This window comes from Rhizobium leguminosarum (assembly GCF_001679785.1).
Taxonomy (GTDB): domain Bacteria; phylum Pseudomonadota; class Alphaproteobacteria; order Rhizobiales; family Rhizobiaceae; genus Rhizobium; species Rhizobium leguminosarum_R.
Window position 1 is genome coordinate 318,345 of the sequence record NZ_CP016287.1, and the last position, 11,610, is coordinate 329,954.

The following is an 11,610-nucleotide window of genomic DNA, read 5'->3' on the forward strand; positions in this document are numbered from 1 at the left end:
TCCTGCCTAGCGGTCGGCGCATGACGAGACCCTGGTCTGCGCGTAAGGCTAAATCTGCCGTCCCATTGTCATCGGGCGGCTCGCGACGGGATGTATTTTTGGCCGCCTCGATCGGTTGCGAAAGTCATCCCAGCTCGCGCCGCTTGAATAGCGGCCGCAAGCGGTGCGTATGCAGTTCGTCCGGATCCCGTGACCTCCGTCGAAAGAACGCCATTTGCGCACTGGCGGCCATTGTCCCAACCCGGATGATCTACGATCGGATAGAGGCATAGTCCCTCCAGCGGAACGCCAGACTGCATTGCCAGGGAAGCTTGGCCAACAACATATTCGAACCAAGTCGCGCGTCGCTCGTTCTCGATACCGGTCTCGGCGATGAGGATCGGCCTGCCGTATCGCGCGAAAGTCTGGCGCAAAATCTCATTGAGGGGCTTGTATAGCTCGTGCCCGATGTCGATCGGTGTGCCCCCATGAATCCACTGGTTGTTGAAGTAATAATTCACGCCAATGACGTCGAGATAGCGCTCGCTTCCCCCGATCTGTGGCCACAACCGACCGCCGATGAGATCCCACGCCTGGTATTGCGATTGACGGTGACCTTCGGCAATACCTCTGTCTTCGGGCCGTGAGGGATGCGCGGTGACATTGATCACTGGCTCGCAGTGAACGAAGCGCGCCCGCTGGTCGACTGAACTGATTTCGTCCATCGCGGCGATTGCGGCGCGCGCCAGCTGCACTTTCAGTTCGAAACCTCGGCCATTGGCAAACGGATTCAGATAGCCCGCATCGCCGCCGCCCCAGGAAAAAAACGAGATCTCATTGACTGGGCAATAAAAGGGAACACTGTCGCACTCCCCGCGCACCAGCTTTGCGCAAGCGCGGGCGAACGCGGCGAAGCGATCGACAAAACGCGGCGACCAGATGTCGAGATCGTCCGGCCAGCCATAATGCAGCAGATCCCAGATGACCTGCGTGTCGGTCATCGCGGCCGCCCGTATCATCGGTCGCACGCTCGACCAGTCATAGCCACCGGATTTCTCGATGAGGTGCCATCTAAAGCCGTCGCGCACTGTGCGGATCCCCAGGCCTAGAAGTTGACGGTAGTCGTCTTCGGCGTAGCGATCGTGGCTGACGGAGGCAATCATGTCGAGACGGCGGCCCTTGGTCTCACCTTCCCGCGGCCGAAGCCGATGGGTCGAGCATTCGAAACCGCCCTGCAGAAATGACCGGAACAGACCGGTCGGACCGGCCGCTTTGCCCTTGCCGCAGACATTAGCCAGCAGCTGCTCCCACTGCGGCAAAACCGCCTCGATTGAATAGGTGTTCTCCACCTTCCGCCGTAGTGCGGTCCCGAGTGCATGTCGACGCCGCGTGTCCCGCAAAAGAGCGATCATCTGTCCGGCCACGGCGGCGGCATCCCGATAGGGGACGAACCGACCAGATATGTGGTCGTCAATCTGCTGCTTCGCGCCGTTGTCGGGCGTTGCGATCACCGGGAGGGCTGCTGCACCGGCTTCTGCAATGACATGCGGCATGCCTTCGCCGCTTGAAAGCCAGGCAAAGATATCGAATGACGCCATGAGGGCAGGGATATCCTTCCGGTCGCCCAGAAACTGAAGCACACCGCCGAGCCCGCGTTGGGCCGCCAAGGCCTTGAGTTGGATCGCATAGTCCGGCACGAAGGCGTCAGGCCCGCCAACAATCACGAACCTGGCATGCTTGGCCGCGACGCTCACCAGAGCGGCGGCTTCGATGAAGTCCTCGACGTTCTTCTTGGGGTCGAGCCGGCCGACCCAGCCAATCAGAACCTCGTCCTCGGCAATCCCCAGAGCCCTACGGGTCGGCCCCCGCAGGGCTGGATCGAACGCCGAGAGGTCGACCATCGAAGGAATCTCAAGCGCATCATGCTCGCGTCCCGGCATCCGCGATGCGGCGGCGTCGCGGATGGAACGGCATACGCCGACGTAGCGGGTCGTCAAATGTTTGGGGCCGGCCAGTGCTTCAGAAACGAGCCCGCCATGTTCGATCAGCGGCGGGCGAAGATGCAGGCGCTCCAACGCAGGATAGATATCCGCGACGTTCTGACAGGAGATGACGACGTCGTAGCTCGAGATTTTCCCGGCAAGGTAGCCGACCGTGTCGTTAAACGACAAGTCGTAGGGTGTGGTATCGACGTCGATCCCGAGCGAGCGGAGCTGTACATGGGTCTGCTCGGGCATGCCGGGCTTTTTGAAGCAGGCCACGACGTCGATGCGGTAACGGCGGCGATCAAGGTGTTTGGCCAGCAGCCGCACTTCGGTCTCCTCCCCGCCGACGACCAGCCACGCGAAGACGAAGAGGATCCGGATGGGCGTCGGTTCGATGGTCATTCGCCAACCTTGAAGACTATTTGCAGGAACTCCGGTCGGTTCTCGACCAGATCGGCGAGGAAGGATGGTGCCTCGTCGATTGGGACGACGTGGGTAACCATGTGCTGACGGATCGTTGTTCCGTCTGAGGCAAGGAGGTCGACCGTCGCACGCGCAAGGCGGCGCCGATCCCAGAGTGGAGCGAGCCCGCGGGGAACGCGGTTGATTTGAGCGCACCGTATGTTCAGGCCATTGTGGTGGAATTCTTCGCCAAGTCGCAAGGCATCCGCTCCGTGCTGGTAGAAGGCAAGGTCGATCACAGTACCCTGCGGCCGCAAAGCTTTGAGCGCCGTATGCAGGCTGCCGGGATGAGCTCGTGTCTGAAACGCGAGATCGGCACCGCGTCCCATCGTCCCGTCGTGCCAGCGTGCCTTGGCATGCTGCCAAGCCTGATCTTCCGTCATCGCGGTCAGCCCCATCGCCTCCGCCTTTTTCCGGCGAAAGTCGGAGGGGTCGGTGATCACCACGTCGGAGGCGCCAAGCACGCGGGCAAAGAGCGCCGTCATCAGACCGACGGTGCCGGCTCCAAGAACGATCACCGGACGACCGGCGACACCCGCACCGAGTGCAGGGACATTCGCCCCGAACGTTTCCGCGTCGGCATGGAGGATCCCGTTGGCGGCGATCGGCCCCATCTGGGCGACGAAGATGCCGAGCAGGGGATCGAGCTCCGGAGGCACCTGGACCAAGAGATCGTGAAACGGGTCTGCCGTATGGCCGGTCTTATGACCATAACTCGCCGCGAGCACCGCGCCCTCGGAGAAAGCATGTGCACGGGACTGCGAAACGCGCGCGACCTCCATGTAGCCGAGGAATGGAACGGGATAATGCAGGTCGGGCTCGTTTTCGATAAAGACGCCGCGCCCGCCATCGAAGCGGGAACGGAAATAAGGATTGGTGTTCTTCAGGAAGGTCAGTTCGGTGCCCGCGGACAGACCAGTGAACAGCGTGTCAAGCCGCAAGTGGCCGTCGGCCGGCGGGCCTTCCTCGTAGTCGAAGAAATAGGCACGGCCCGGTGCCTCGACACCAAGCGAGCGTATCTTGCGATGGCCTGGTGGAAGCCCCTGCGGCGGCCGCGGCTGCGGCTGCAGCGGCGCTGGTTGATCCCGTCTAATCCCGGAGGGGTCGAGATGCACGACCGACCCACTGCGGGCCGAGGACACCACGGCCAGGGCAAGGCGGTGGGTTGCTACAGCGTCGCCGTAGGGGCACCGGATGCGGTTTTCACCACCGCGTACGGCATCGATAAAATCGCGGTCCTCGCGCCAGACCGGATCACCGTCGGCGGTGCGCACGGGGCGACCTCGTCCGACATCAACCATGATCTCGCGATCGGTCAGCTCGATTGCCAGCCTATCGGCAAAAATGTGCAGCCCGACCCGATGGCTCCAGCTGAGAAGGCAGGTGGAAGCTATATTGGCGACCACGCCCGTTTCAAAGGTGAGGCTTGCCGTCGTCACCGTCGGTACGTCCAGGCCTGGAAATTCCGGTCTGTCCTTGTAGCCGGCGCGCCCGTAGACTTCCGTGACGTCTCCGATGAGCCACCTGGCGAGATCGAGGAGATGGGTTGCCTGCTCGACCATCTGACCGCCTGATTTGCCCTCTTTCCACCACCATTCCGGCGGGGGGGTCGAGTCCAGCCAGTAGCCTGATAGAAGCTGCGCGGGATTGTCTGCCAACAGGCTTTTGGCCTCGTCGACGATATCGAGATAGCGCCAATGATAGCCGACAGCCGTTACGAGGTTGGCGTTGGCTACGCCCGCAGCGATGTCTTTTGCCTGCGCCAGGTCCAGCGACACCGGCTTTTCGACAAAAAACGGCATGTGGCGCTGGATGAGATCGCGCTCGGGCTCGCCATGGGCAAAAGGCGGGATGCAGATATAGACCGCATCAAGCTGTTGCGTATCGAGCATTTCGCGATGATGCGCGAACGATCTCGCGCCGAAGCGCATCGCCGCCTCGTCGGCCCGGCCAAGATCAGGGTCGGCAAATGCCACGAGTTCGACGTCGTCGAAGCTCGCCAGCACGTCGAGATGCCGGCGTGCGATACCGCCGACGCCGATGAAGCCCAGCCGTGTTTTTTCCATGGAAGTGTCCTTTTGTGTCTGGTTTCCCGGCTGGGTCAGGAACCGCTCGTAGACCGCCCCGGTCTCGGCAGCCATTCGAAAGACGGAAAAGTTCCGTTTGAAACGTTCAAGGCCGGCCCGGCCGCTTGCCGCCAGACGATGAGGATCGGCCAGCGCTTGATGGATGACGGCAGCAATCGCCGCTGGATTGCCCGGCTCGGTGAAATAGGGATGACCATCGCCTAGCGCCTCCACCGTCCCGCCAATGCGTGTTGCAATCACGGGCACGGCAAGCGACATGGCCTCCAGAACGGCCAGCGGAAGGCCCTCGAAATGCGATGTAAGAATGAAGAGATCAGCGATTGCCATGGCGTCGGCGACATCGGATCTGTGCCCCAGAAACTGGACGTGATCGCCCACGTCCAACTCCTTGACCAGGGCCCTGACGCGCTCTTCCTCTGGGCCCGTCCCAACAAAAAGCAAGACAACGGACGGGTGATCCTTCAAGACGGCCGGCAAGGCGCGCACCAGCGACGCCTGGTCTTTCTGTTCGGTGAAACGCGCGACCGTCAAAAGGACCGTCTTTCCGACAAGGCCGAGTTCCTGCGAAAAATCGATGGCGGATCGCACGGGCAGAAGTGGAAAGATGCCGTTTCGAACCACCGTCAAACGCGAGGGCGCGACCCGTGCCTCACGGAAAGTTTGACGTGAGGCTTCGGAAACGACGATGAGATGCGCCAATCTCTCGGTTTCGCGTCGATAACACTCGATCTGTTCCGGGTCATTGAGAAGATATGGGAGATGCTCGGTGCGTATGATCGGAATGGCGTGGGCATCGGCCGCCGCTGCCAGATCGTGCCCTTCCCATCCGATCCCTGCGTGGACGTGCAGGATATCGACGCTGGATCTCGACAACCACTCGTGAAACTCGCCGATATCCTGGATCAGCTTGACCGCAAGGCCGCAGCGCGCGGCGCGCGCTAGCAAGCCCGTTCGATCCTCGGCCATCACCGCGATGGTGACATTCCAGCGGTCGCTCAAACCGCGGCCGAGCGCAAGCATGTGTTCGCCCATCCCGGAGGGATTGGAGCTATCGGTTGCCAGAAGGACGTGGGGCTTTTTAGTCATGCTGGGCGACGGCTAGGGCTCTGCTGGCTCCATGGCGATCCCGCAGGCGCCGGTATGTCGCCAGCGCCTGGGCGACGACCTGATCCATATTGTAGTACTTGTAGGTGCCAAGCCTCCCGACGAAGGTGACGTCGTCGCGCGTACGCGCCAGGGTCTCGTATTGTTTGTAAAGCGCCTGGTTTTCCGGGCGCGGGATCGGATAGTAGGGCTCTCCTTCGGCGCTCGCATATTCATAGCTGATGCTGGTCACCGGATGGACCTGGCCGGTCAGGTGCTTGTATTCCGTGACGCGCGTATAGGGCACATCCTCCGACGGGTAGTTTATGACGGCGACCGGCAACAGACGCCGCACATCCTGCGTTTCGTGGGTGAACTTGAGACTGCGATAGGGCAGACGCCCGAAGCAGTGGCCAAAGTATTCGTCGATGGGACCCGTGAAGATGGTATGATCAGCCAGGCCCTCACGCCTGAGATCGGCGAAATCGGTGCCGACCATCACCGTGATATTGTCATGGTTCAGCATCCGCTCGAACATGCGGGTGTAGCCGCCAACCGGCATGGCCTGAAAGCGATCCAGGAAGTAGCGGTCATCGGTATTGGTTCGGGTCGGGATACGTGCCGTCACCGAGCGGTCAAGTTCGGACGGATCGAGCCCCCACTGCTTGCGAGTGTATCCCTCGAAGAAGGTCCGATAGAGCTCCGCGCCAACCTGCGATATCACCACGTCGCGCGATGTCTTCACCGGATCGCAAGGCTCGGCACGGTCCGCCAAAAAACGTGCCGCCTCGGCGTCGCTCGTCAGATCGATGTTGTAGAGGGCATTCAGTGTCGTGCGATTGATCGGGATCGGAAGGCGCAGATCGCCGACCTGGGCAAGCACTCGATGTTCGTAGGGCCGCCATGCCGTGAAGCGGGAAAGATAGGCAAAGACATCCTCGCTGTTGGTATGGAAGATATGCGGCCCATATTTGTGGACCAGGATCGCCGCCTCATCGTAGTGATCGTAGGTGTTGCCGCCGATATGGGGCCGTCTGTCGCAGACAAGGACCCTCTTGCCGCCGTCGGCCGCGAGCCGCTCGGCAAGAACCGACCCGGCAAATCCTGCACCGACGATCAGATAGTCGTAGGTATCCGAAGGCGCCCTGCGCGAAGTTCCGACGCGAAATCGTTCGGGAAGGGTGGCCGAAACGATTTTTTGCGCTGCCGCCTGTTCGACAAGCGCGGACATTCTGCGAAAGGTACGGTCCCATGACGATTGCGCCAGAACCCCGTCCACCACTTCCAACCACGCCGTGTCGGAGCGGGACAACAAGAGTGCCGCGTCGCACGCCTCGGCAAAGGCCTCGGCGCCGTTTGCCAACAACACCCCCGGCACGTCGCCGTAACCTCGCACGACATCGACGATCTGGGTTCCAACCACCGGCCGGCCGGCGGCGAGATATTCAGGGGTCTTGGTGGGGCTGATGAAGCGCGTGGCCTCGTTCAGCGCGAACGGCATCAGCGCAGCCTGCCAACCCGAAAGATATGCGGGAAGATCGGCATAGGCCTTTTGTCCGAGGTAATGGATATTCGCGCGCCGGGGCAGATCGTCCGGCGAAATCTTCACAATCGGCCCCAGGAATACGAAGGAAAGATCAGGCCGGGCGGATGCGACGCTGCCGACCAGGTCGAGGTCGAGCCTTTCGTCAATCACCCCATAGTATCCGAGACGAGGATGAGGAATACCCGCCTGGTCGGCTGGATCGGGCAAAGGGCATCGGGCGGCGCGGAAGTGATGTGTATCAACCCCCGACGGGAACGGATGGATATTGTCGTGTTGGCCCCGTCTTGCCTCATAGAGGCTGAGACCGCCGGCAAAAACGACATCGGCACAGGCCATCAGGGCCCGCTCTGAGGCGTTGAGATTGGCCGGCGCGAATTTGAAGTTCGCGAGTTCGTCCATGCAATCATAGACAACCGCGACGGCGTCGACATGCCGGGCAAAGCCAAACATCAGCGGTGTATAGAACCAAAGGATCGGACGTTTGGCGCCGTGGAGCCAAATCAGTTCGTCCAGCAGTCTGCCAAGAGCGGCTTCTCGATCGACCTCGTTCCACCAATGTGGGATCCGCGGACGGACCGCCTTGACGCTCGTTCCTTCGAAGGGATGAATCTCCAGATAGGCGAAATGGTGGTCGGTGGGGATAAACTCCTCGAAAAAGAAGACCGGCCGCTCACGCGAAAACCGTTCCATCAGGTGTTGCGGTCTCTGGAGCACAAAATCCCATCTGAGATGCGAAAAACAAATGAGCGGCGCGTCATCCAACAAGCTATTGTCGGACAATTGCGGGACGGAATTCAGCAGGTTCATGGAGCACCTCGCAATCACGATGACCCCGAACCGCGAATGGCGACGAATGTTCCCGATAAGGCGCTATCTGGCTGATCCGCCAAGGAAGGGCCTCAGTTTTCGCAGACTGTGCGGCCACGTCCAGTTGGCGAGCACCACATGGCGCGGGTTGAACGTCCCGAGCCGGCCCAGCATGTCGCAAATGCCTTCGTGGAAGTTCTCGGGCGAGGCCACTCGACCCGTCTCCGGGGTGATAAATTGCAACCCGCAGCGCAGCTGGCTGTTGGCGAGGACGGGTATGCCCGCCAGCATGTATTCGGTCAGGATTGCCGGTGCCCCGTCATCGATGCCGCAAACCACGCCGATACGCGCTTGGTTCATCAGCCTGTTCACCTCCGCAAACGGCACGCCGGGTGGGTCGATGAAGTCGACATTGATGCCAAGTTCGCCGACCTCGCTTCGCAATGTGTCCATCATCTCGCCGTAGCCGCAGACGCAAAGGGCCCGCATCGAACGCGGAAGCTTGGCAAGCGCGCGAAACAGGATGTCGTGGCGCTTATAGGCTTGCGCGGCGGCAACGTAGATCACGTCGTAGGTCTTCGGCATGTCGATCGGCGTGAAGGTGAGTTCGGAGGCAAACTCGGGTCCGATCGGCATGATGATCGTCGGTATCGTCGGATGGCGCGAGTACACCGCCTCAGACTGCCATTCGGAGCCGGTGAGGATAAGGTCGAAATGCCGGCTCACGTCAAATGGAACGCGCAAGGCAGGTGCGTCGATCGAGTTGTAGATCTTGAAACTGTCGCGGCAAGCCAGCAACACGTCTTCACTCACACCGAGGCCCCAGACACAGAGGATCGACGGCGGGCCGAAGGCGGCAATGTGCCCGAGCATGTCGTTGGAAGAAAACGGCGCGTCGGACCCGTTTGCCTGAAATGCCCGGCGCATCAGGAAAGGGCTGGCGCCAGGCGGTTCAATCGGCGGTGTCGCGCCGTGCCAATGTGTCCAGACCTCGGCGCAGTCCGCAAGGCCGGCTTTGAGAACGGCAAGCGGCAGCCGTTCGATATAGCCGCCGATCACCTGAAGGTTTGGGCCGCGATCGGCGGGTTGTGGACGAGGTCCCCGATTGCCTGCGAGCCACTGTTGGCGAAACCACGCCGGGGTCCGAGGCTCTGCGTTTTCGCCATCGCCGTCCTGGAAGTCGCTGATGATGACTATTCGTCGTAGCGCTCTCGGCGCAGCTGGCAATAATGGCATGGAGGTCCCGCGGCATGATTTCTGCAGCTCGAACCATGCGATCGCAAATAATGTTCCCACTTGTCGCATTGCTTCCCACCGCGCTCGAGCTGGAGCGGTCTAGGCATCTCATTGTCGTGGGGCGATGGTTGCGGCTTTTCCTGCCGAAAGAAATGCTCTCCTGTCGCTGCGGTTACGGCCGTCGTGTCCAACAGGTGCACAAGCAGATTGTCTTTAAAGCCCAGCGCGTCATTAGGAGGCTTCGTTGGCGAGTTTCCTCCGCGCCATGCGGACGCGACAGGGATGTTGAACGAAGCGATATTGCGGTTTTCTGTTGTCGCCGGCGAATGACAATCGAGCGCCAATGTGCCGGCACGCTCACCTTCACCGCATGTCATGACCCTGGCGTTGCGATGTCAACCAATTCTCGCAGCTGCAGGCGTTGCGGTGAGTTCGAAGCAACTGACAAGCAGGCAAATTCATCAGTTAAAACCGCTGTCATCCGGCTGCGAAAGAACTCAGTTTCTCCAGAAGCGCTTCTGAAATCTCGAACTGACGGGCCGTTCCACGTCCCATCGAATTCTTGACGATCGTCTCGTCCAGCATCCCCCGTTTGACCAGGAGATCGACTGTCTCTTTGACGCCGCTGCGCGTTAGTGCGGTAATTTCCATGATATTAGAGAGGGTTAACTTCTGATGCGCCTGGTTCATGCTGTAGAGGACCGTCATCATGCCGACCTGCTTCAGCCTTGCCTGAGGCGTCTCGTCTTCGAGCGGATGGTCGAGGATTTCGTGCAGGATGAGACCTGAGAAAGCCAGGTTACGCCATTGGGTTGTGAGTGCTCTTGCCATGCTCTTTTACTGTGTTATATAAATCAGTATAAACGCCTTTACAGGCAAGTCACCTCTTCCGCAATCAGATGTCCTCTGGAGGGTCGTACTCATGAAAAACCTTCTGCTCAACTCGGTCGTCGCGGCCTGCTGCATATTGCCACCCTACCTTACTTCACCTGGCCAGGCGCAGGCAAATGAATGGGGCTGCGAGGTTATCCTGTGCCTTTCCAACCCTGGAGGTGCGACGCAGTTCGCGGCATGCCGCCCGCCGATCCAGAAGCTGTGGCGAGAGCTCGCCGAGGGACATTCGTTCCCGACATGCAGCGGCGTCGGTTTTACCAGTTCGCGCCCGGGCTATGAGCCCTATTACTGCGAAACGGGTTACCGGCTGGAAAGCGATTATGGTCCGCGCGGGCAGGAAACTACCTGCGTGTCGACGTCCCTCCAGGCGGTGAACGACGCATACTGCCCCAATGTTGGAGAAGACTACAATTTCAACAAGGATTCGGTGCGGTCACCACGCTGGCAGCGGGAGGATGGGCGCCGCCAGTGCATGGGCTATTCGACGGCTCGCCCGAACGTGCGCCCGCAGCCCCACTATGTCGACGTCACCATCGACGGCGCGGCAACGCAGCGGGTCTGGTACTGAACGATGGCCATCACTTTCGTGGATCTCGCGCAGAACTGCGCGCCCATGGTGGAGGTCAGAACGCTTGCCGCCGTCATCAGTCTCGAGAGCCGTTTCAAGCCCTTCGCCATTCGTATCAACAGCGGCCCGCCGCTTGAGCGTCAACCCGCGTCGAAAGCGGAAGCCATTGAGCTCGCGAGCTCGCTTGCCGCTGATCATCAGGACATCCAGATCGGCCTTGGCGGTATCGACATGGAAGAGTTGCGCAAGCTGAAGCTTTCGATTTCGGATGCGTTCGATCCCTGCCTGAATCTCAAGGCCACGGCTACGTTGCTCGACGGCTACTATCGCCTTGCCTTGCGTGCCGGCGCCGATACGACCCAGGCCGAGAAGATCATGCTCCAATCCTATTATGGCTGGAACGATCCGTCTGTCGGCCAGATGGTTAGATATGACGAGCAGGTCCGCAAGGAAATGGTCCGCCTGTCTTCCAACCTGGCCTCTGTCGCCATCGGCGAACCGCGCGAAGAAGCCCCGCTTGATGAACGGTCAGACAGCCGGCAGGCGTCAGTAATCACAGAACCCATTCCGCAGTCCAGTGAAGCCGCATCGTGGGATGTCTTCAACGCCCGGCGGCAGACGCAGGTCCTCGTATTTCAGAATGAACGATCGGAGCAAAGCCAATGATCTCAACAGCAACCCTTCGCCCTGTCGCGGCTCCCGCGTTGATGGCGGTCGCCATCGTCGCCTGCCTGGCAGAACCGGCTTTTGCCCAGGCAGCCGGCGTCGAAACCGTCTTGCAGAACATCGTCGACATGCTGACCGGCAACATCGCCCGGCTGCTTGCCGTCATCGCCGTCATCATCATCTGCATCGCCTGGATGTTCGGCTACATGGATCTGCGTCGCGCCGGCTTCTGGATCATCGGCATCGGCGGGATTTTCGGGGCGACGGAACTCGTCAATACGATCGTCGGAAGCTGAT

At 60.6% G+C, this 11,610-nt stretch carries 8 protein-coding genes; 3 read left to right on the forward strand and 5 right to left on the reverse strand.

Annotation, left to right across the window (positions count from 1 at the left end):
• Positions 1-68 precede the first annotated feature (68 nt).
• From BA011_RS25925 to BA011_RS25945, 5 genes are all read right to left on the reverse strand, one after another.
• Positions 69-2,366, reverse strand: a complete 2,298-nt coding sequence (locus BA011_RS25925; RefSeq protein WP_065282888.1) for a glycosyltransferase family 4 protein — start codon at positions 2,364-2,366, stop codon at positions 69-71.
• A complete protein-coding gene (locus BA011_RS25930; RefSeq protein WP_065282889.1) occupies positions 2,363-5,599 on the reverse strand; it encodes a glycosyltransferase in 3,237 nt (1,078 codons plus the stop codon). The genes BA011_RS25925 and BA011_RS25930 overlap by 4 nt, the downstream gene beginning before the upstream one ends.
• Entirely contained in the window at positions 5,592-7,949 is a 2,358-nt protein-coding gene (gene glf, locus BA011_RS25935; RefSeq protein ID WP_065282890.1) for a UDP-galactopyranose mutase, read from the reverse strand. The genes BA011_RS25930 and glf overlap by 8 nt, the downstream gene beginning before the upstream one ends.
• 63 nt (positions 7,950-8,012) lie before the next feature.
• On the reverse strand, positions 8,013-9,185 hold the full coding sequence (locus tag BA011_RS25940) for a glycosyltransferase (RefSeq protein ID WP_186806593.1): 1,173 nt from the start codon (positions 9,183-9,185) through the stop codon (positions 8,013-8,015).
• A 477-nt stretch (positions 9,186-9,662) separates the two neighbouring features.
• Positions 9,663-10,016 carry a transcriptional regulator gene (locus BA011_RS25945; RefSeq protein ID WP_065282891.1) on the reverse strand — a complete coding sequence of 118 codons (354 nt, stop codon included), beginning with the start codon at positions 10,014-10,016 and terminating at the stop codon, positions 9,663-9,665.
• Positions 10,017-10,107: 91 nt separating this feature from the next.
• Between BA011_RS25945 and BA011_RS25950 the strand changes: the two genes are divergently transcribed.
• The 3 genes from BA011_RS25950 to BA011_RS25960 are packed head-to-tail and all read left to right on the forward strand — an operon-like array spanning position 10,108 to position 11,609.
• A complete protein-coding gene (locus tag BA011_RS25950) occupies positions 10,108-10,647 on the forward strand; it encodes a hypothetical protein (RefSeq protein ID WP_065282892.1) in 540 nt (179 codons plus the stop codon).
• A gap of 3 nt (positions 10,648-10,650) precedes the next feature.
• Positions 10,651-11,313, forward strand: coding sequence for a lytic transglycosylase domain-containing protein (locus tag BA011_RS25955; protein ID WP_065282893.1), 663 nt, complete (start codon positions 10,651-10,653; stop codon positions 11,311-11,313).
• Positions 11,310-11,609, forward strand: a complete 300-nt coding sequence (locus tag BA011_RS25960) for a TrbC/VirB2 family protein (protein WP_065282894.1) — start codon at positions 11,310-11,312, stop codon at positions 11,607-11,609. The genes BA011_RS25955 and BA011_RS25960 overlap by 4 nt, the downstream gene beginning before the upstream one ends.
• Position 11,610 lies beyond the last annotated feature (1 nt).